Source organism: Flavobacterium sp. GNP002 (genome assembly GCF_054343795.1).
In genome coordinates this window covers 2554479-2573962 of sequence record NZ_JBTGUW010000001.1, presented here as the reverse complement: position 1 = coordinate 2573962, position 19484 = coordinate 2554479, and the positions used below count along the sequence as shown (strand labels likewise).

The following is a 19484-nucleotide window of genomic DNA, read 5'->3' as shown; positions in this document are numbered from 1 at the left end:
GCTCAAACAAAATTTATTTACAAAACGCGTATTGCTTTTACGAATCTACGGGTGTAACCAGGCTTTTTCAAACTCGTAATCACCACTTGCATTTCACTACCTGATGTGGAGTGGATAAAATCACTGTCCATTACTTTTGGATTTATTACAATGCCCAAATGGCCAATAACATTTCTGGTAGGACTCAAAAACAACAGAATATCACCTTTTTTCACATCGCCAATCGGGATTTCTTTACCAAAATTTTTAAACTGTGAAGAGCTTCGGGGAACCTGAATTTTGAAATGATTGTACACAAAGTATACAAATCCGGAACAGTCAAAGCCATTCTTACTGTTGCCGGCTGAAACATAGGGTGTTCCTAAAAATTTCATTCCGTAGCTTACAATTCTATCTCCCAAGGAATCATCATCATTCGTCGGATTTAAAAATGTTTTAGTGACAGTAATTTCATTTATTTGCGATGAAAACCCACCTGTTTGTGATGAGCCATACGTACTAATACTTAAAACAAGTAGCGATACGCCAATGAATAATGTCAATTTCATGATATTTATATTTTTAAATTTCATACTAAAAAATCAAATTAGCATATTTTAAGTTTGTACAATGGGTATACCTATATTCTGCATTTCATATTTAAACAAGAAGAATATGGAATCCCACAAAGCTCCCTAAATCTAGCTAAATTATATCATTTCAAGTGAAAGCGAATAAAAAAGCCCAAATGCTACTAGCCAAACAATAAACATAACAATAAACCTATAGTATAACAATATTTGCGTGTCTTTTAATACAAATAACACAAATTACTTTCCACAAAAAAGCCCCAATCCGGGGCTTTTCATATTTTATTCTTCTGCTTCGTCTGTACCATGGGATTTTGAATAGCCTCTCCATTTCTCGATACAATCCTGAAAATCCTGCGGGAGTTCCGTATCAAAACGCATCATTTCTTTGGTTGTAGGATGCACAAAGCCTAAAGTTTTAGCATGTAAAGCTTGTCTTGGCAAAGCTTTGAAACAATTGTCAATAAACTGCTTGTATTTGGTAAACGTAGTTCCTTTTAGAATCAAATGACCACCATAACGCTCGTCATTAAATAAAGGATGTCCTATGTGTTTCAAGTGTGCACGAATCTGGTGTGTTCTTCCGGTTTCCAGTTGGCACGAAATTAATGTTACATAACCAAAACGCTCTAAAACTTTATAATGCGTCACGGCAGGTTTCCCAATTTCCGGATCAGCAAAAACCGCCATTTGCATGCGATCTTTCAAGTGTCTTGCTAAGTTTCCCTCAATCGTTCCTTTATCAGCCACGACATTTCCCCAAACCAAAGCCACATACTCTCTTTCAGAAGTTTTGGCTTCAAATTGCTTGGCAAGATGCGTCATAGCCGCTTCCGTTTTAGCAATTACCAATAAACCCGAAGTGTCTTTATCGATTCTATGTACTAATCCGGGACGTTCACTGCTGTTCATGGGTAAATTCTCAAAATGAAAAGCCAACGCATTCACTAATGTTCCCGTATAATTCCCGTGACCGGGATGCACTACCAATCCTGGCGGCTTATTAATCAATAAAAGTGTAGCATCTTCATAGACAATATCTAACGGAATATCTTCGGGATCTACCCTATTTTCAAAAGGAGGATGCGATAACATCACTCGAACCACATCATTGGCTTTCACCTTGTAATTCGACTTTACTGTTGCGTCGTTTACAAAAATATTTCCTTCGGTAGCTGCAGTCTGTATTTTGTTGCGAGTCGCATTTTGAATAAGGCTCATCAAGTATTTATCAATTCGCAAAGACGCTTGGCCTTTGGGAACTTCAAACCTGAAATGTTCAAATAACTCGTCTTCTAAATCTATTGTATCTATATTATTGTTCATCAACTGGTGTTTCTTCTTCTATTGGTGCAGCCAGAGTATCCGCAGCACTTTCTTCTTCTTCATAACTCATTTTTCCGTCTCCTAAAACCAAATCAATTTTGGATGATTTCAAAACGCGGTCTCCTGCTTTTAGGTTTCTTCCTTTGAAACGCATTTCCAAAACCATATCTTTTCCAAGATTTGGAACATATGTAACCGTTCCTTCCTCAAGCCCTAATGCTTTCAAAGTAGGCACCGCTTCACGATATGTTTTATTCACTAAATCAGGAATTCGAACAGATGAAAATCCCGAAGTATTTATTTTTATGTATATTTTTCGTCCTACTTTTACCTTTGTACCTGGCGATGGATCTTGCTCTACCACACTGAATTGCGGAAAATCACTTCTATAATCTACACTATCCAAAAGCACATAATCTAAATCCAACTCATCCAGCTTTTCCTCCACTTGCTCTTCAGTTAATTTACTCAAATTGGGAACTGCAATTTCATGACCATGATCTGTTGTAAAAGTCAACCAATGCATAAACAAATAGCCCAAAGCGGCAATAATGGCAAGAGCAATTAATACTTGCCCAAAAAAGACACGGCTGGTAAGATACTTACGTAAACTCATAAATTTATTTTTATATGTGGCAAAGATAAAGCTATTTCGTTTCAAAAAAAATGATAATTTTGTTTAATGCCTTTTGGAGCTATTTCCCGCTATACGTTACAATCTTTTTATCCGCCGAAAAGGCTGATAAAAAGGATTTACACTACTATCGGGGCTAGAATCTAGTGCCATAAACACCTTATTATTTATTCGAACAACTAAGAACAAAACGATACAAAATGAAAAACATTGCCATCATCATGGGCGGATATTCCAGCGAATATAAAATCTCACTTATCAGCGGAAACGTCGTATATCAATTTCTGGACAAAACGAAATACAACGGATTCCGAATCCATATTTTCAAAGAAAAATGGGTCTATGTTGATGCTAATGACGCTGAATTTCCTATCGATAAAAATGATTTTTCAGTAACTGTTGATGGTAATAAAATTACTTTTGATTGTGTTTTCAATGCCATTCACGGAACTCCGGGAGAAGATGGATTGATGCAGGCGTATTTCGAATTATTGCATATTCCACAAACTTCGTGCGATTATTATCAAGCTGCATTAACGTTCAACAAACGCGATTTATTATCCGTTTTAAAACCATACGGAATAAAAACTGCGACATCTTATTACTTAAACAAAGGCGACGTCATAAATACGGACGAAATTGTCGCTAAAGTTGGTTTGCCTTGTTTTGTAAAACCAAATAAAGCGGGTTCCAGTTTTGGAATTTCCAAAGTAAAAACCATCGATGAATTGCCTATCGCCATAGAAGTCGCTTACAAAGAAGACAACGAAATTATCATCGAAAGTTTTCTTGACGGTACCGAAGTTTCTGTGGGAGTGATTAATTATAAAGGAAAAGTAATCGTTTTGCCAATTACTGAAATCGTTTCTGATAATGATTTCTTCGATTATGAAGCCAAATATTTGGGTAAATCACAAGAAATTACACCGGCAAGAATCTCAGATGAAATGACCCAAAAAGTAAGTGATATAGCCAAACGCGCTTACGAAGTCCTCAAAATGAAAGGTTTCTCCCGAAGCGAATTTATATTGGTAAACGGAGAACCACACATGTTAGAAATGAATACTATTCCGGGATTAACCACGGAAAGTTTGATTCCGCAACAAGCCAAAGCCGCCGGAATTTCACTGGAGGATTTGTTTACAAATGCGATAGAATTGGCTTTAAATAACTAACTTACCATTATGACTGAAATCTTTGAATGGAACCGATTATTATACAATGATCTACCAGAATCCTTTCTTTTAGAAGTCATTTTCCGTTCCACAATAATGTTTACAGTTCTACTGTTGACATTAAAAGTGGCTGGTAAACGTGGTGTGAAGCAATTATCCGTATTTGAAACAGTCATTATTATTGCTCTAGGATCAGCAGCCGGTGATCCCATGTTTTATGAAGAAGTTGGTATCATTCCACCAATAACCGTTTTTCTAGTTATTATACTTTTGTACCGATTAGTAACTTGGCTCACCGGAAAAAGTAAGCGCTTTGAAGAGTTTATAGAAGGAAAAACCGAATGCATCATCAGCGAAGGGAAATTTTCTATCGCTACCTTTAAAAAAGAAAGTCTGGCACAAGATGAATTCTTTTCGGAACTTAGATTGAAATCAGTAGAACATTTAGGACAAGTCAAAAATGCATTTATGGAGACCAGTGGCGAAATCAGTGTTTTCTATTATGAAGACCATGAAGTTAAACCAGGATTGCCTATTCTGCCTTTTTTATTTAAACTAAAAAACAAAACTATCCCAACAGAAGGGATTTATTCCTGTACCTTTTGCGGCAACACGGAAACCCACAAATCAGGAAATGCAGAGTGTCGCGTGTGTAAAAAATCCGAATGGGTCCAAGCGATAAAAACACTTCGAAAAACCTAATTGAACCCCAAAAATATAAGTTCGATTTAATTATATCTTACAAAATGAGAAAAGCCATATTCCCGGGATCATTCGATCCCATCACCCTAGGACATGAAGATATCATCAAAAGAAGTATTTCGTTATTTGATGAAATCGTAATCGCCATTGGTATTAATGCCGAAAAAAAATACATGTTTTCACTTGAAGAAAGAAAACGTTTCATTGAAGAAACCTTCAAGAATGAGCCTAAAGTTTCGGTGATTACCTATGAAGGTTTGACAATTGATTTGTGCCATAAAATAAAAGCTGATTTTATCCTTCGTGGTTTACGCAATCCAGCCGATTTCGAATTCGAAAAAGCAATTGCCCACACCAATCGCCGTTTATCAAAAATAGAAACCGTCTTTTTATTGACAGCCGCAAGAACTTCGTATATCAGTTCCAGTATTGTGAGAGATGTAATCCGCAATGGCGGACAATATGAAATGCTGGTTCCCGATGCCGTTCGGGTGAAATAATTTTAAAGAGATTTTGTCAAGTCGGGCGCAGTCAAGACTAAAAGATTAGGTCTCGACTATGCTCGACTTGCTAAATAAACAGTACCAATATTAATTGCGAAACGAGGCAATAAACCGTACTTTCGCCTAAAATAAAAGCCATTAAACATGAGTATAGAAAGAGAATTAAGCAAACGTAGCGGATCAAAATGTGAACTTTGTGGCGCAACCGAAAACCTAAAAGTATACCAAGTTTTGCCTACAAAAAAAGGTGGACTTGACGAAAGTATAATGGCTTGCAGTACTTGTATTGACCAAATCGAAAATCCGGATAACGTAGATTTAAATCATTGGAGATGTTTGAATGACAGCATGTGGAGCGAACACACAGCGGTACAAGTTGTCGCATGGAGAATGTTAAGCCGTATGCGTGCTGCTGGATGGCCTCAAGAATTATTAGACCAAATGTATTTAGACGAAGATACTTTAGCTTGGGCACAAGCAACTGGCGAAGGAGAAGAAGACGAAACAAAAGTAATTCACCGTGACAGCAACGGAGTAATTCTTGAAATTGGAGATTCAGTCGTTTTAATCAAAGATTTAAAAGTAAAAGGTTCAAGCATGGTGGCCAAACAAGGAACTGCAGTGCGTAACATCAGACTAGATCACGAAAACGCCGAATATATTGAAGGAAAAGTTGACGGTCAAACTATTGTAATTATTACACAATACGTTAAGAAAATATAATTCTTTTTTTAGGGAAAAGTGAGTGGTGAATCGTGAATTGTGAATAACTCAGATGTACACTGACTTCCAAAAGAATCATTTTTAATATAAAAAATCGTTAGCAGTAAAACTTTACTACTAACGATTTTTTTTTATAAACATTAGAAAAGAAATCAGTATTTTTATCACTTCTCACCACCTACTACTCTTCCTCTTTCTTAATCACTTTTCGAGCGACTTCAATTTTAAATTTCTTGCCTTTCATTTTTTCGTCTTTAATGGCGTGAAGCAAGTCTTTTACTTTGTTGAATTTTACGGCAGCAAAAGAGATAAAATCTTTCACTTCAATTAATCCTAAATCGCCTTTTTCCAGTTTTCCCTTTTGAGAAAAGAAACCTACAATATCAATTTTATTCAATTTATTTTTCTTTCCGCCACTAATATAAATGGTTTGAAATTCAGGTGGTTTTGGTAATGAAGTAGAGTTTTCGATTTTCAAAACTTCCATGCCGTAATCAATGTAATCCATTTTTTTCTCACTTTCATGAGCAACAATATACGCCGTACCAGAAGCTAACATACGTGCTGTACGTCCGTTTCTATGCGTGAATTCATCTTCTTTAGAAGGCAAATGGTAATGGATTACGTGATTCATTTCGGGAATATCAAGACCACGAGCAGCTAAATCAGTTGTGATTAAATAATTCACACTTCCGTTTCTAAACTGGATTAAAGCCCTTTCTCTTTCGTCCTGATCCATTCCACCATGATAATACGTGGCATAAATTCCTTTTTCGTTCAACGTATCACTGATGCGTTCCGCAGCATCACGATGGTTGCAAAAAACAATAGCAGATTGTGATTTCAATGAACAAATCAAGTTGAACAAACTTCCTATTTTGTCTTTTTCTTTTGAAACGACCATTTTCATGGAAAGATTCGTTTCTGCTACGTTTTCTGGAATAAAGTCTAAAATCGTTGGATTCACTACCCGGGTGTATCTTGGAATTTCAATATCGGAAGTGGCTGAAACCAACACACGTTTGTTCAGTTTCGTTAATTTTCCAATGATAAATGACATTTGCTCATGGAAACCCAATTGTAAGGATTTATCAAATTCATCCAAAATCAGCGTTTGGATTTTATCCACACGAAAAGTTCCTCTGTCGATATGATCTGCAATTCTTCCCGGAGTTCCTACTAAAACCGCTGGCGGATTGCTTAAATTCTTGATTTCAGTATCAATGGAATGTCCGCCGTAGCACACATTTACTTTATAATCGGTTCCCATTTTTTTCCAAACTTGTTCAATCTGTAATCCTAATTCACGTGATGGAACCAGAATTAAACATTGAACCGATTGAATTTCGGGTTGTAACATTTCTAAAATAGGCAACAAAAAAGCCAAAGTTTTTCCGGAACCTGTTGGAGAAAGCAATAAAACATTATTGTCGTTCAGGATAGTATCTTGTGCTACTTCCTGCATTTCGTTCAGGCTTTCGATGCCTAAATTCAAAAGTATATTGTTGGAATGGTGTTTCTTATTCATTTTGCAAAGGTAATTTTTAATTCTGAGTTATGAATTTTGAATTAAAAATTTTCATTTTTTAAAATTGAGAGATTCCTTTTTTTGCTATCTTTTCTATACGTATCGAAAAAAAGCTACATTTGATATTCCATTTAAAAACCGAAATATGAGATTTTTCACATTCCTTTTTTTACTATTCTCCATCAGTTCATTTGCACAAAAAACGAATAAATACGATACTTTTTTCGAAAAAGGCAATGGAAATCAATCGGCATCCTACCAAGAAACAATTGCTTACTACAAACTTCTTGCAGATGATTTCCCTACTATCGAAATGCAAAAAATGGGATTGACAGACAGCGGTGAACCGTTGCATATGGTCATTTTTAATCCTGAAAAGCAATTTGACTTTGGAATCATCCAAAAAAACAAAGCCGTAATATTACTCAATAATGGTATTCACGCAGGAGAACCGGACGGAATTGACGCTTCAATGCAATTATTTAGAGATTTAGCTTTGGGCAAAATAAAAGCACCAAAAAACACGGTTATCGTTTGTATTCCAGTGTATAATATTGGAGGCGCTTTAAACAGAAATTCTACTTCAAGAGCCAATCAGGACGGACCGGAAATTTATGGTTTTCGTGGTAATGCCAGAAATTACGATTTGAATCGCGATTTCATCAAGTCCGATACCCGAAACACGAAAAGTTTTGTGGACATTTTCCATAAAATAAATGCTGATGTTTTCATCGACAACCACGTTAGTAATGGCTCAGATTATCAATACAAACTTACCTACATTATGACCCAACATAACAAATTGGGAACTATTTTAGGTGATTTTTTAAATACTGAAATGATGCCTGCTTTAGTCCAAGATTTACAAAAAAAGAACATCGAAACTACACCTTATGTGAATGCTTTTCAGGACACACCGGATAAAGGTTTTGGTCAATTTTTTGAAAGCCCAAGATTTGCAACAGGTTACACTTCGTTATTCAACACAATAGGGTTTGTCGTGGAAACGCACATGCTTAAAAAATATGCCGATCGCGTAAAAGTAACTTATGAATACATGCGTTCCGCAATTGACTTTACGGATGCTAATTACAAAAAAATTAAACAGCTGCGATTGAAAAATGAAGAGCAGTATAAACCCCAAAAATCGTACACGTTAAAATGGGAAATAGACAGTACAAAAACTACTCCTTTTTCGTTTTTAGGCTATGAAGCCAGTTATAAGAAAAGTGACGTAACGTCTGGAAATCGCTTGTTTTATGACCGTACAAAACCATTTACAAAGGACATTCCGTACAGCAAGGAATTCAAATCTGTAAAAGAAATAATCATTCCAGAAGCGTATATCATTCCAAGGGGATTTTGGCCTGTTATCGATTTATTAAAAAGTAATACCATCACGTATCGCCAATTAAAAAATGATACGATAATTGAAGTTGAAAGCTATAAAATTGCGGATTTTAAAACGACAAATTCAGCTTACGAAGGCCATTATTTGCACCGAAACACTTCGGTAACTTCTAAAATGGAGAAAGTGGCTTTCGCCAAAGGAGATTACGTTATTCCTACTCAGCAAAAAGGAATGAAATACTTATTAGAAACATTAGAACCAGAAGCAATCGATTCTTTCTTCAACTGGAACTTTTTCGATACGATGTTGCAACAAAAAGAAGGGTATTCAGATTATGTTTTTGAAGATTCAGCAACACTGATTTTGAAAGAAAATCCAAAACTGAAAACCGAATTCGATCTAAAAAAACAAAGCGACGTAAACTTCATCAATAATCCAGAAGCGCAACTGGACTGGATTTACAAACATTCGGTTTATTATGAAAAGGCACATTTACAATATCCTGTGTATCGCATCTTAAAATAAAAAAAAGCTCCTATTTCAGGAGCTTTTCTTCTTCAAATAATAATTTTATATTCTCGTAAGAGTTTTTTAACGCCTCTTTTATTTGTTCTGGATTCATCCAAGCTACTTTTTCGATTCCTTCTTCTAATTGCCCTTGTGGCGTTCCTTCGAAATCAGATTGCATTTCGAACCAATGTGTAATTTTTAATTTATATTTTCCATTACGTCTAAAAACATGATAGGTTTTTTGAAGTTTATGGGATATTGTCAAGCCATTTACACCAGTCTCTTCCTCAACTTCACGCATGGCTGTGGCATCAATTTCTTCTCCTTTTTCGATTCCACCTTTTGGTAAATCCCATTTTCCATTTCTAAAAATGAACAAAACTTCGCCTTTTTTATTGTAAACTAAACCGCCGCCAGCTTTGGCAACAGGTATTTTTGCTTTCAAAGTCTTTAAAATAACGCTTTCATCAGGATGATATAAGTACGCTTTTTGAATTTTATTTTGAAATATTTTTACTATAAGTTGCTCTATGTCAATACTTTCTAATAAGAACAATTGAAAATCGGTCTCCTTAGAGATGTGATTTGTCAAAAAAAGTGGTTTGTCGTTAACAAAAACTTTATACATTTGTACTATGATTTTTAATAAAGATACAGCCGAAAAAACAGCCGAATTTCTTTTGCAAATAAATGCAATTAAATTGAATCCAAGAAATCCTTTTACATGGGCTTCTGGATGGAAATCGCCTATTTATTGTGATAACAGATTAATCCTCTCATTTCCAGCCGTAAGGAATTATGTCCGGGATGAATTTTCTAAAAATATTGAGAAACAATTTGGTAAACCAGATGTTATTGCCGGTGTTGCTACTGGAGCAATAGGAATTGGAATGCTGGTAGCGGAAAGTTTAGGATTACCATTTGTGTATGTTCGTCCAGAACCAAAAAAACACGGAAGACTAAACCAAGTAGAAGGTTTTTTACAAAAAGGACAAAATGTAATTGTTGTAGAAGATTTGATTAGTACTGGAAACAGCAGCTTGCTTGCTGTTGAAGCTTTACGTGAAGCTGGAGCTAATGTAAAAGGAATGGCAGCAATCTTTACCTACGGTTTTGATGTTGCTGATGAAAATTTCAAAAATGCGCATCTGGATTTATACACGCTAAGTAATTATCAAAATTTATTGAATTTAGCCGTTGCCAAAAGATATATTACAGACGAGGAAGAACAAACTTTAAGAGAATGGAATGTGAGTCCATCCACTTGGAACATTGAAGTTTAAAGAAATTAATAAAATACTGGAAATATGAACTTAGAAAGTCCAAAAGTTAGCGTCCCAAAATCAGCTCAAGAATTATTTGACTTGTTAAGTGATGTCAAAAATTTTGAAAAATTAATGCCCGAAAACATCGCGAAATTTGAAGTTATTGGTGACGATGCTTTTATTTTTGGATTGAAAGGAATGCCGGAAATTAAGCTAAAAATGAAAGAAAAAGTAGCTCCAAGCAAAATTGTTTTGGGAGCTGCAAGTGATAAACTTCCTTTTACATTGATAGCGAACATAGATTCAGTTTCTGAAAACTCCAGTGATGTAAAACTTGATTTCGAAGGTGATTTTAATCCTATGATGGCTATGATGATAAAAGGTCCAATTGGGAAATTTATCGAGACTCTAGCTGGAAATATGACCAAATTATAAAAAATAGTTTAAAATAAATAAAACCCTTTTAGTGCAAACTGAAAGGGTTTTTTATTGAATTGCAACTATTGGCTGTTAATACAACATTTGAATTTCTTTAATATCAAATTCAGCAATACTGTCATCTTCCAGAAGAACCTGCAGTTTTCCAACTGAAGAAACGCCTTGAATAATTCCCATAAAATTTTGTTGCTTCTGGTCTGAAAAAGGCATTGGCAAACCTTTTTTATATAATTTATTGCTGTAATCTGACCACAAAACGGCAGCATTGTGTTTGAATACCTTAACATTTTTTTCAATTGTATCACAAATAGAAAAAAGCACTTCCTCTTTATCAAATTTTGCATCACAAATCACCGCCAAAGAAGAGGCTTTTGGTAAATTATCAAAATTGGTTTGATTCACATTTAGCCCTAAACCGACAATAGAAATGATGGTTCCGTCACTTTTGATACTGTTTTCAATCAAAATGCCACCTATTTTTTTGTTGTATGACATTATGTCGTTAGGCCATTTTATACTAAGATCAGGAATCTTAAATGATTCTAAAACTTCAATTACAGCAAGTGAAACTGCAATATTAAGGTTGAAAATCTGACAAATATCTTCTAAAAAATCCTTAACCAAAAGACTCATTATTAAGTTTTTACTCGTCTCAGAGGCCCAAACAGCACCCATTTGACCTTTCCCCTTTGTTTGATTCTCAGCAGTTACAACAGTAAAGTTTTCCAACTCTTGTTTATTCGATAAGCCTTTAAGGAATTCGTTTGTAGAATCTATGGCATCGAGTTTGATTAGTTTCATATACAGTTTTTTGTGAAACAGAATTTAATATTGTGTTAAGGTTCAAAAATAATCACAAAAAATGGTAACTTTACAAACTTATATATAAAAATAATTCATGGCGAAAAAGACTATAAATAATGACGTTCTATTAGCGAACATCATTAAGGGGATAGAAGAAGTAAAAGGAAATGATATTACCATCCTTGATTTAAGAGAAATAGATACAGCGGTTTGCGACTATTTTGTAATTTGTAACGGTAATTCAAATACACAAGTTAACGCCATAGTAAACTCCATACAAAAAACAGTATCCAAAGAATTGAAAGACAAGCCATGGCATGTTGAAGGAACTGATAATGCTGAATGGGTACTAATGGATTATGTAAATATTGTGGTTCATGTATTTCAAAAACACATCCGTGAATACTACAACATCGAAAGTTTATGGGGCGATGCAAAAATAACCACCATTGAAAACAAATACTAAAGAAACATAACTCCTAGTAATGGCTAAAGATAATAATCCAAATTCGAATAAGTTTAAAGTAAGCCCTTGGTTAATTTACACTGCAATATTATTAATTTTCTTGTTTATAAGTTTTATAACTGGCGGTTCTAGTTTAAACGAACCAGGTCAATTAACTTCTTCTAAATTTAACGATTATTTAGAAAAAGGCCAGATTGAGAAAGTTATAGTTTACAACAAAACTGAAGCTGAAGTTTTTCTTAATGCAACAGCATTGAAAGATGCTGCGCACAAAAAAGTTTCTAAAGACGTATTTGACAGACCTAACAAAGGCCCTCATTATACTTTTGACATTGGTAACGATCAAATTTTCCAAAACAAACTAGAAAAAGCAGTTGCTGAAGGTAAATTGAAAGATTTTAACTTCTTGCCAAAAAATAATTGGTCAGATATTTTAATCAGTTTATTGCCTATAATAATAATTATTGCCGTTTGGATATTTATCATGAGAAAAATGTCTGGTGGCGGTGCTGGTGGCGGTGGCGGACAGATTTTTAACATTGGAAAATCTAAAGCTAAACTTTTTGACGAAAAAACAGACATCAAAACTACTTTTAAAGATGTAGCTGGTTTAGAAGGAGCAAAAGAAGAGATACAAGAAATTGTTGAATTCTTGAAAAATCCTGAAAAATACACTAATCTAGGTGGAAAAATACCAAAAGGAGCATTACTGGTAGGGCCTCCAGGAACTGGAAAAACCTTATTGGCAAAAGCTGTAGCAGGTGAAGCTCAAGTACCATTCTTCTCTTTATCAGGTTCTGATTTTGTTGAAATGTTTGTAGGTGTAGGTGCTTCTCGTGTGCGTGATTTATTCAAACAAGCCAAAGAAAAATCTCCTGCGATCATATTCATTGATGAAATTGATGCAGTAGGTAGAGCAAGAGGAAAAAGCAATATGTCAGGCGGAAATGACGAACGTGAAAATACATTGAACCAATTACTGACAGAAATGGATGGTTTTGGAACAAATTCTAACGTAATCGTTTTGGCTGCGACAAACAGAGCTGATGTATTGGATAAAGCATTAATGCGTGCAGGTCGTTTTGACAGACAAATTTTTGTTGACTTACCAGACATTCGCGAAAGAGCTGAAATTTTCAAAGTTCACCTTGCACCTTTGAAAAAAATTGAAGGATTAGATACTGACTTTTTAGCCAAACAAACTCCAGGATTTTCTGGTGCGGATATTGCAAATGTGTGTAATGAAGCTGCTTTGATTGCCGCTAGAAACAATAAGACTGCAGTTGACAAACAAGATTTCCTTGACGCTGTAGATAGAATTGTAGGTGGTCTTGAAAAGAAAAATAAAATTGTAACTCCTGATGAGAAGAAAGCAATCGCAATTCATGAAGCAGGACACGCAACAGTTAGTTGGATGCTGGAACATGCTGCTCCATTAATTAAAGTAACCATTGTTCCTAGAGGACAAAGTTTAGGAGCCGCTTGGTACTTGCCAGAAGAGCGTTTAATTGTTCGTCCGGATCAAATGCTAGACGAAATGTGTGCTACTATGGGAGGAAGAGCTGCTGAAAAAGTAACATTTAACAGAATTTCAACTGGCGCTTTAAGCGATTTGGAAAAAGTTACTAAACAAGCACGTGCTATGGTAACTGTTTATGGTTTGAATGAAAAAATTGGTAATGTAACCTATTATGATTCAACAGGACAAAGCGAATACAACTTTTCTAAACCGTATTCAGAAGAAACAGCCAGAGTTATTGATGAAGAAATTTCATTACTAATTGAAGGTCAATACCAAAGAGCGATTCAAATATTAGAAGAGAACAAAGACAAACTAAATCAACTGGCAAATATCTTAATCGAGAAAGAAGTCATTTTTAAAGATGACTTAGAAGCTATTTTCGGAAAAAGAACATTTGATAAAAATCTTGAGGAAGTCGTATCTTAGAAAACACACAAATTATTTAATTATTTTTAAAATCTTAATTCAAAAACTACTTTTGAATTAAGATTTTTTTATCTTTGGACGTTTTCAAATAACAAATTATAGTATTTTACAAAAATATGAGTCTTTTTAGAAAATTTTTTGGTTCTAGCAATCCGGCTTCTGAGGAAGATAAAGAAAGTGAATTTAGTAAATCCCATACTGATAATGCAACCTCTATAGATGAAAAATTCATCTACAATTTTAAAAAAAATGGTGGTAAGTTTTTGTATTGCGAAAACGCTGATGAAGTAAAAGAACATTTTGAAAATATACTAGAAGAAAACGATTGGTTTGAAAGCGAAGTTCTATGCTATGAACCAAACCTTTTTGAAATGCTTGATGACAACAAACTTACTTACAACAAACCTGTAAGCCCCAAGTTTCTTCTTGCAAGTTGTGAGAATTTAATTGCTGAGGAAGGTTCTATCCTTTTCTCATCAAAACAAATTAAACAAAACAAACCTAACGAATTACCTACCAATATTATCATTATAGCTAATACAAGCCAAATTCTTGCTGCAAAAAGCGATGGACTTAGTGCTATAAAAAAGAAATACGAAAGAGATTATCCTACCAATATTACTACAATAAAATATTTCGAGAAAGCTAAAGAAGAAGATTTCACACAATACGGAAGTTCGGCAAAAAATCTATATTTATTGCTTTTAGAAGATCTTTAAGATGAATGAAACTCTAAAACGAGGTATATCAGGAGCTATTTATATTATATTATTACTTGCTTCTATTTTATATTCTACTGAAAGCTTTTTTATCCTTTTTGGTATATTCCTTATTATTGCAGTTTATGAATTTTGTAATTTAATTCAAATAAATAAAGTCTTTCCAATTCTTTTTGCAACAGCTCTTTATACAGTAGTAACTTTAGTAAGCCATTACAATAAAATTACTACAGACACTATCAATCAGACATTCAATACTGATTTAGAAATAGCAATAAATATCCAACAATTAGATGTCGTTTTATTAGTTGTAGCATTAGTCGTATCCATAAAATGTATCCTTTTTTTATTTTATGACAACATTCAAAAAATAAGCACTTCATCAAAATACCTTTATTTATTAGGATATATTATTCTTCCTTTTGTATTTATCACAAAAATTTCGTTTGGAATAAATGATTACAATCCAAAAATTATAATCGGATTATTTATCTTAATCTGGACCAATGATACCTTTGCCTACATTGTAGGTAAATCTATAGGCCGAACCAAATTGTTTGAAAAAATATCTCCTAAAAAAACAATTGAAGGGTTCTTAGGCGGAATACTTTTTGCCATTTTAGCGGGTTATTTAATATCAAAATACTACATAAAGGCTAATCCTGAATTTAGCGACAGATCCATTTTGATTTGGACTTCAATAGCTGTTATTGTTGGAATAGCAGGTACAATAGGAGACTTAATTGAATCTAAATTCAAGCGTATTGCCGGTGTAAAAGACAGCGGAAACATAATGCCTGGCCATGGAGGTATACTAGATCGATTAGATAGTGTTATATTTGTAGCACCAATTATATTTTTATTTTATCAAATTTTAAACTATGTTTCATAAAGAAGGAACCCAATCTATTTTATTAGGTACTATTTTCACTGCTGTTGTCCTTTTATTGTCTGACAATTTCATTGACACCAACTGGATCAAAATGGCTATACAAATAGCTACTTTATTACTTTTGATTATAATCCTGCAATTTTTCAGAAATCCAAAAAGAACAGTGATAATCAATGAAAATCATATTCTTGCTCCTGTAGACGGAAAAGTTGTGGTTATTGAAGAAGTGTTTGAAAGCGAGTATTTCAAAGATAAACGTTTACAAATCTCCATTTTCATGTCTCCAATAAACGTACATGTTACGCGTTATGGATTAAGTGGAATTGTAAAATTCAGTAAATATCATCCGGGGAAATTCTTGGTGGCTTGGCATCCAAAAGCCAGTGAAGAAAATGAAAGAACTACAGTTGTCATCGAAAACAAAACCTTTGGTGAAATTTTATACCGTCAGATTGCTGGAGCTTTAGCTCGAAGAATCGTAAATTACGCCGAAGAAGGAATGCAAGTAATTCAGGGAACTGATGCTGGTTTTATAAAATTTGGTTCAAGAGTCGATATCTTTTTACCACTAGGAACAGAAGTAAATGTAGTATTGAATCAAAAAGCAATCGGAGGAAAAACTATTATTGCTACAAAATAAGCATGATTGAAAAAGATTTAGATACTCGATTTTTAGAGGCAGTAGAAATAGCTTCTGAAATGACGCAGACATCTTTACCGCAAGATGTTCAATTGCGACTTTATGCTTTTTACAAACAAGCAACTTTTGGAACTTTAGATTTAAAACAAACTTCATCATACCATTTGAGAGATGCTTTTAAAACTAATGCCTGGATGCAAATTAGCCATCTGACAGCTGAACAAGCCAAGGAACAATACATAGAAATAATTAGCACACTGATCAAAAAATAATACAAATTATGAAATCGCCATGATTCCAAATCACAAATAGGAATGAAGAATGGCGATACCATATTCCGCTAAAAAACAAATATTATCTTCATATGAAAAAGCTGAATTTTTTAATTTCTGGTTTATTTTTATTTATGACTTTACTTTCTTGCAACAATAAGAAATTAACTGAGGTTGTGGAAGTCCCTTTACCTACAACGGAACAAACTGTTGCCATAATGGGATCACCCGATGACGTAAAAGCAGAAGAAGGGTCTTTTCAATTAGAAAAATTACCTTACGCTTATAATGCGTTGGCACCAAGTATATCAGCTACGACTTTAGAAATGCATTATTCCAAGCATTATCTGACCTACACAAACAATCTGAATAAAGCGGTATTAGGAACGCCTTTAGAAAATTTAACAATCGAAGAAGTCTTGTCAAAATTAGATCCTAATGATGCTGCTCTTCGTAACAATGCTGGTGGATTTTACAATCATTCTTTATACTGGAAATGTATGGCTCCAAAAGCTGGAGGAGAACCAACAAATGCATTAGCAGAAGCTATTATCAAAGATTTTGGATCTTTTGATAACTTTACGTCACTATTCAAAAACGAAGCAACAAAACAATTTGGTTCCGGTTGGGCGTGGCTTATAGTAGACAGAACTGGAAAACTACAAGTAACCAGTACTCCTAATCAAGACAATCCTTTGATGCGTAATGCACTTATTCCCGGAACACCAATACTAGCTTTAGACGTATGGGAACATGCATATTATTTAGATTACCAATACCGAAGAAAAAATTATATCGATGCGTTTTTTAATGTCATCAATTGGAGCAAAGTAGAAGAAAATTATGATGCTATTGCAAAAAAATAACTTTCGCTTTTAATCATAAAAAAAATGCTGATATAAATTTATATCAGCATTTTTTTTATCCTTTTGTTAGTACAAAAAAATTCTTTTTACAATTGATAAATGAATGATTCTGAAGGTGCGATGGTAATTTGCGCTTTCCCTTCACCATTCAAAACCTGCAGCTGAATAGAATTTTTATGGTATAATTGATCCGTTACTGTATAATTTCCGTCTTTCAAATTCCATTTTTGAATGATATCTGAAGGAATTTTTAATTCGAAATTACTGGTGGTAAGCCAAGAAAAATTAGTGACAACTATTAGTTTTTCAGTAGCAGACCAGCGTGTGAAAGCATAAATTCCAGGATCGTAACCTTGAGTTGTTTGACGATTAAGTGTTTGAATTTCTTGGTATTTACCCATTAAAGCCGAACTATTCAAAGAGAAATTCAATAATTTTTTATAAAAATCACGCAGTACCTTTTCATCCTTTGTCAACTGACCACCATCAAATTTTCCGCCGTTCATCCAGCGTTGGTGATTTGGCACTCCAATATAATCAAAAATTGAAGTTCTGGAATGGGTTCCAAATCCTGCATTTTCATTCCCAGCCTCGCCTACTTCCTGACCAAAATAAACCATCGTAGGAGAAGTGCTTATGGTAGTCGAAACCACCATCAAAGGCTTTCCTTTTTGTGGGGTTCCTGCAAATTCCGGGCTTGCTAAACGCTGTTCGTCGTGATTGTCCAGAAAATGCAACATGTGATGCTCAATATCTGCCATTCCGTTTTGTATATCTGATAGTCCATCAGGCAAAGATCTTCCTTGAATGACATCTTTCAATTTATCATAGGTTTCTACTTTATCATACAAATAATCCATTTTACCCAGGTGAATATAATTTCTATATTCTTTAGGATTATAGACTTCGGCTAATAAAAAAGCATCCGGATTATTTACTTTAATGGCTGAATTCATGTAGCTCCAAAATTCATACGGAACCATTTCGGCCATATCAAATCTAAAACCATCCACTCCTTTTGCCGTCCAATACAAGGCAATATCTTTGAATTTATCCCAAGAATCCGGAACGTCTTTTCCTTTCCAAAAATCGAAATGTTCCTGATACGATTTGGTATCAAAACCAGCTGGAAGTTCCGGAAAATCCTTGGAGCCATCCGGACGAATACCATAATTTACTTTTACGGTCTCGTACCAATCATTACGATCTGGTTTTGCCATACGGGAACCATTACCAGTCCATTTTGCAGGGCTTTCTGCGAATTTACCATCAATTAATGGATTCTTTTCTCCATTTAACGGTTTGTCCGTATCCGGGATTTCAAAGTGTGTATTTGGAATATAATAGAAGTTATTATCTCTTTTGTATTCAACAGTTGCATCATCATCAGCACCAAAATCTCTAACACCTACCGGATTGCTCTTTCCTTCATATTTGCGCGCAATGTGATTGGGAACAATATCGATAATCACTTTTAATCCTGCTTTGTGTGTTCGCGCAATTAAAGCTTCAAATTCCTGCAATCGATTCGCAGGATTTACGGCCAAATCTGGATTTACATTGTAATAATCTTTTACGGCATAAGGAGAGCCAGCTCGTCCTTTTACCACTTCCGGATCATCATTAGAAATCCCAATAGCCGAATAATCCCGAATCAAAGCATGATGCGGAACTCCGGTGTACCAAACATAAGTAACTCCCAAATCCTTAATTTCCAGCAAAGCTGTTTCCGTAAAATCATTGAACTTCCCTACTCCATTTTCCTCAATGGTTCCCCATGGTTTATTGGTAGTATTTTTATTTCCAAACAATCGGGTAAAAACCTGATATACAACTTCTTTTTTATTATTGACTAACTGTTTCTGTTCTACGTTCATTTTTAAATCTTTCGTTTTACAAGCCGTTGCAAAAAGCATCGCGCTTATCCCTGCAACAATAGTTATTTTTTTCATCATAAAAAATTATTTATACTGATTTCAATTCTTTTAATAGCAAAAAGAATATCAATTTTTAAATTTAATATTTTTTAAATAAAAGAAGTCTATATCGTTTGAAATTAAATAATTCTGTTTTTAAAAAAGAACACTACAACGAAGGAGTTACGGCATTTGTTGATAACTTTAATGAGGAAAAGTCATAGCTTTGACTCCCCA

The 19484-nt window shown here is 34.4% G+C and carries 21 protein-coding genes; 14 read left to right on the top strand and 7 right to left on the bottom strand.

Translation table 11 applies throughout. From position 1 onward, the window contains the following. Window positions 1-17: 17 nt before the first annotated feature. The 3 genes from ACXX80_RS11270 to ACXX80_RS11260 form a co-directional block, all read right to left on the bottom strand. Complete coding sequence (locus tag ACXX80_RS11270; RefSeq protein WP_458553254.1) at window positions 18-548, bottom strand: C40 family peptidase; 531 nt, start codon at window positions 546-548, stop codon at window positions 18-20. Between the two features lie 303 nt (window positions 549-851). Further along, window positions 852-1895, bottom strand: coding sequence for an RluA family pseudouridine synthase (locus ACXX80_RS11265; RefSeq protein ID WP_458553253.1), 1044 nt, complete (start codon window positions 1893-1895; stop codon window positions 852-854). Then, on the bottom strand, window positions 1885-2511 hold the full coding sequence (locus ACXX80_RS11260; protein WP_417980533.1) for a PASTA domain-containing protein: 627 nt from the start codon (window positions 2509-2511) through the stop codon (window positions 1885-1887). The genes ACXX80_RS11265 and ACXX80_RS11260 overlap by 11 nt, the downstream gene beginning before the upstream one ends. Window positions 2512-2729: 218 nt before the next feature. On the opposite strand from ACXX80_RS11260, the gene ACXX80_RS11255 reads away from it, so the two are divergent. The 4 genes from ACXX80_RS11255 to ACXX80_RS11240 all read left to right on the top strand — a co-directional run bounded on the left by ACXX80_RS11255 (window position 2730) and on the right by ACXX80_RS11240 (window position 5632). Next, entirely contained in the window at window positions 2730-3704 is a 975-nt protein-coding gene (locus tag ACXX80_RS11255) for a D-alanine--D-alanine ligase (protein ID WP_417980534.1), read from the top strand. Window positions 3705-3713: 9 nt separating this feature from the next. Beyond that, window positions 3714-4406, top strand: a complete 693-nt coding sequence (locus tag ACXX80_RS11250) for a DUF421 domain-containing protein (protein WP_458553252.1) — start codon at window positions 3714-3716, stop codon at window positions 4404-4406. Between the two features lie 44 nt (window positions 4407-4450). Beyond that, on the top strand, window positions 4451-4906 hold the full coding sequence (coaD, locus tag ACXX80_RS11245; protein WP_131996698.1) for a pantetheine-phosphate adenylyltransferase: 456 nt from the start codon (window positions 4451-4453) through the stop codon (window positions 4904-4906). Between the two features lie 147 nt (window positions 4907-5053). Next, entirely contained in the window at window positions 5054-5632 is a 579-nt protein-coding gene (locus ACXX80_RS11240) for a PhnA domain-containing protein (RefSeq protein ID WP_458553251.1), read from the top strand. A gap of 181 nt (window positions 5633-5813) precedes the next feature. Here ACXX80_RS11240 and ACXX80_RS11235 read toward each other — a convergent pair whose 3' ends face one another. Beyond that, window positions 5814-7160 (bottom strand): DEAD/DEAH box helicase, encoded by a 1347-nt coding sequence (locus tag ACXX80_RS11235; RefSeq protein ID WP_458553250.1) that lies wholly within the window; start codon window positions 7158-7160, stop codon window positions 5814-5816. A 145-nt stretch (window positions 7161-7305) separates the two neighbouring features. Here ACXX80_RS11235 and ACXX80_RS11230 point away from each other — a divergent pair, with 145 nt between their 5' ends. Beyond that, window positions 7306-9036 (top strand): M14 family metallopeptidase, encoded by a 1731-nt coding sequence (locus tag ACXX80_RS11230; RefSeq protein WP_458553249.1) that lies wholly within the window; start codon window positions 7306-7308, stop codon window positions 9034-9036. A gap of 10 nt (window positions 9037-9046) precedes the next feature. On the opposite strand, the gene ACXX80_RS11225 is transcribed toward ACXX80_RS11230, so the two are convergent. Beyond that, window positions 9047-9649, bottom strand: a complete 603-nt coding sequence (locus ACXX80_RS11225; protein WP_099715843.1) for an NUDIX hydrolase — start codon at window positions 9647-9649, stop codon at window positions 9047-9049. Window positions 9650-9656: 7 nt separating this feature from the next. Between ACXX80_RS11225 and pyrE the strand changes: the two genes are divergently transcribed. Continuing rightward, window positions 9657-10304 carry an orotate phosphoribosyltransferase gene (pyrE, locus tag ACXX80_RS11220; protein WP_417952239.1) on the top strand — a complete coding sequence of 216 codons (648 nt, stop codon included), beginning with the start codon at window positions 9657-9659 and terminating at the stop codon, window positions 10302-10304. A 24-nt stretch (window positions 10305-10328) separates the two neighbouring features. Continuing rightward, window positions 10329-10721 (top strand): SRPBCC family protein, encoded by a 393-nt coding sequence (locus ACXX80_RS11215; RefSeq protein ID WP_458553248.1) that lies wholly within the window; start codon window positions 10329-10331, stop codon window positions 10719-10721. A 75-nt stretch (window positions 10722-10796) separates the two neighbouring features. On the opposite strand, the gene ACXX80_RS11210 is transcribed toward ACXX80_RS11215, so the two are convergent. Further along, window positions 10797-11525, bottom strand: coding sequence for a biotin--[acetyl-CoA-carboxylase] ligase (locus ACXX80_RS11210; protein ID WP_458553247.1), 729 nt, complete (start codon window positions 11523-11525; stop codon window positions 10797-10799). A gap of 97 nt (window positions 11526-11622) precedes the next feature. On the opposite strand from ACXX80_RS11210, the gene rsfS reads away from it, so the two are divergent. The 7 genes from rsfS (at window position 11623) to ACXX80_RS11175 (ending at window position 17331) form a co-directional block, all read left to right on the top strand. Beyond that, a complete protein-coding gene (gene rsfS / locus ACXX80_RS11205; RefSeq protein ID WP_126455820.1) occupies window positions 11623-11994 on the top strand; it encodes a ribosome silencing factor in 372 nt (123 codons plus the stop codon). 19 nt (window positions 11995-12013) lie between these two features. Further along, entirely contained in the window at window positions 12014-13942 is a 1929-nt protein-coding gene (gene ftsH / locus ACXX80_RS11200; protein WP_315211141.1) for an ATP-dependent zinc metalloprotease FtsH, read from the top strand. Window positions 13943-14058: 116 nt separating this feature from the next. Continuing rightward, window positions 14059-14661: an LUD domain-containing protein gene (locus ACXX80_RS11195; protein WP_458553246.1), complete on the top strand. Its 603-nt coding sequence runs from the start codon at window positions 14059-14061 to the stop codon at window positions 14659-14661. A 1-nt stretch (window position 14662) separates the two neighbouring features. Next, on the top strand, window positions 14663-15553 hold the full coding sequence (locus tag ACXX80_RS11190; protein WP_458553245.1) for a phosphatidate cytidylyltransferase: 891 nt from the start codon (window positions 14663-14665) through the stop codon (window positions 15551-15553). Then, a complete protein-coding gene (locus ACXX80_RS11185; protein ID WP_417952245.1) occupies window positions 15543-16193 on the top strand; it encodes a phosphatidylserine decarboxylase family protein in 651 nt (216 codons plus the stop codon). Before ACXX80_RS11190 ends, ACXX80_RS11185 begins: the two co-directional genes overlap by 11 nt. Before the next feature lie 2 nt (window positions 16194-16195). Then, window positions 16196-16465, top strand: coding sequence for an acyl-CoA-binding protein (locus ACXX80_RS11180; protein ID WP_458553244.1), 270 nt, complete (start codon window positions 16196-16198; stop codon window positions 16463-16465). A 92-nt stretch (window positions 16466-16557) separates the two neighbouring features. Then, a complete protein-coding gene (locus ACXX80_RS11175) occupies window positions 16558-17331 on the top strand; it encodes a superoxide dismutase (protein ID WP_458553243.1) in 774 nt (257 codons plus the stop codon). 86 nt (window positions 17332-17417) lie between these two features. On the opposite strand, the gene ACXX80_RS11170 is transcribed toward ACXX80_RS11175, so the two are convergent. Beyond that, a complete protein-coding gene (locus ACXX80_RS11170; protein ID WP_458553242.1) occupies window positions 17418-19286 on the bottom strand; it encodes an alpha-amylase family glycosyl hydrolase in 1869 nt (622 codons plus the stop codon). Between the last annotated feature and the right edge of the window lie 198 nt (window positions 19287-19484).

What these genes read in the sequence shown, in the direction of transcription:
- ACXX80_RS11270 (WP_458553254.1), bottom strand. Translation starts at nt 548, where the DNA reads ATGAAATTGACATTATTCATTGGCGTATCGCTACTTGTTTTAAGTATT.
- ACXX80_RS11265 (WP_458553253.1), bottom strand. Translation starts at nt 1,895, where the DNA reads ATGAACAATAATATAGATACAATAGATTTAGAAGACGAGTTATTTGAA.
- ACXX80_RS11260 (WP_417980533.1), bottom strand. Translation starts at nt 2,511, where the DNA reads ATGAGTTTACGTAAGTATCTTACCAGCCGTGTCTTTTTTGGGCAAGTA.
- ACXX80_RS11255 (WP_417980534.1), top strand. Translation starts at nt 2,730, where the DNA reads ATGAAAAACATTGCCATCATCATGGGCGGATATTCCAGCGAATATAAA.
- ACXX80_RS11250 (WP_458553252.1), top strand. Translation starts at nt 3,714, where the DNA reads ATGACTGAAATCTTTGAATGGAACCGATTATTATACAATGATCTACCA.
- coaD (WP_131996698.1), top strand. Translation starts at nt 4,451, where the DNA reads ATGAGAAAAGCCATATTCCCGGGATCATTCGATCCCATCACCCTAGGA.
- ACXX80_RS11240 (WP_458553251.1), top strand. Translation starts at nt 5,054, where the DNA reads ATGAGTATAGAAAGAGAATTAAGCAAACGTAGCGGATCAAAATGTGAA.
- ACXX80_RS11235 (WP_458553250.1), bottom strand. Translation starts at nt 7,160, where the DNA reads ATGAATAAGAAACACCATTCCAACAATATACTTTTGAATTTAGGCATC.
- ACXX80_RS11230 (WP_458553249.1), top strand. Translation starts at nt 7,306, where the DNA reads ATGAGATTTTTCACATTCCTTTTTTTACTATTCTCCATCAGTTCATTT.
- ACXX80_RS11225 (WP_099715843.1), bottom strand. Translation starts at nt 9,649, where the DNA reads ATGTATAAAGTTTTTGTTAACGACAAACCACTTTTTTTGACAAATCAC.
- pyrE (WP_417952239.1), top strand. Translation starts at nt 9,657, where the DNA reads ATGATTTTTAATAAAGATACAGCCGAAAAAACAGCCGAATTTCTTTTG.
- ACXX80_RS11215 (WP_458553248.1), top strand. Translation starts at nt 10,329, where the DNA reads ATGAACTTAGAAAGTCCAAAAGTTAGCGTCCCAAAATCAGCTCAAGAA.
- ACXX80_RS11210 (WP_458553247.1), bottom strand. Translation starts at nt 11,525, where the DNA reads ATGAAACTAATCAAACTCGATGCCATAGATTCTACAAACGAATTCCTT.
- rsfS (WP_126455820.1), top strand. Translation starts at nt 11,623, where the DNA reads ATGGCGAAAAAGACTATAAATAATGACGTTCTATTAGCGAACATCATT.
- ftsH (WP_315211141.1), top strand. Translation starts at nt 12,014, where the DNA reads ATGGCTAAAGATAATAATCCAAATTCGAATAAGTTTAAAGTAAGCCCT.
- ACXX80_RS11195 (WP_458553246.1), top strand. Translation starts at nt 14,059, where the DNA reads ATGAGTCTTTTTAGAAAATTTTTTGGTTCTAGCAATCCGGCTTCTGAG.
- ACXX80_RS11190 (WP_458553245.1), top strand. Translation starts at nt 14,663, where the DNA reads ATGAATGAAACTCTAAAACGAGGTATATCAGGAGCTATTTATATTATA.
- ACXX80_RS11185 (WP_417952245.1), top strand. Translation starts at nt 15,543, where the DNA reads ATGTTTCATAAAGAAGGAACCCAATCTATTTTATTAGGTACTATTTTC.
- ACXX80_RS11180 (WP_458553244.1), top strand. Translation starts at nt 16,196, where the DNA reads ATGATTGAAAAAGATTTAGATACTCGATTTTTAGAGGCAGTAGAAATA.
- ACXX80_RS11175 (WP_458553243.1), top strand. Translation starts at nt 16,558, where the DNA reads ATGAAAAAGCTGAATTTTTTAATTTCTGGTTTATTTTTATTTATGACT.
- ACXX80_RS11170 (WP_458553242.1), bottom strand. Translation starts at nt 19,286, where the DNA reads ATGATGAAAAAAATAACTATTGTTGCAGGGATAAGCGCGATGCTTTTT.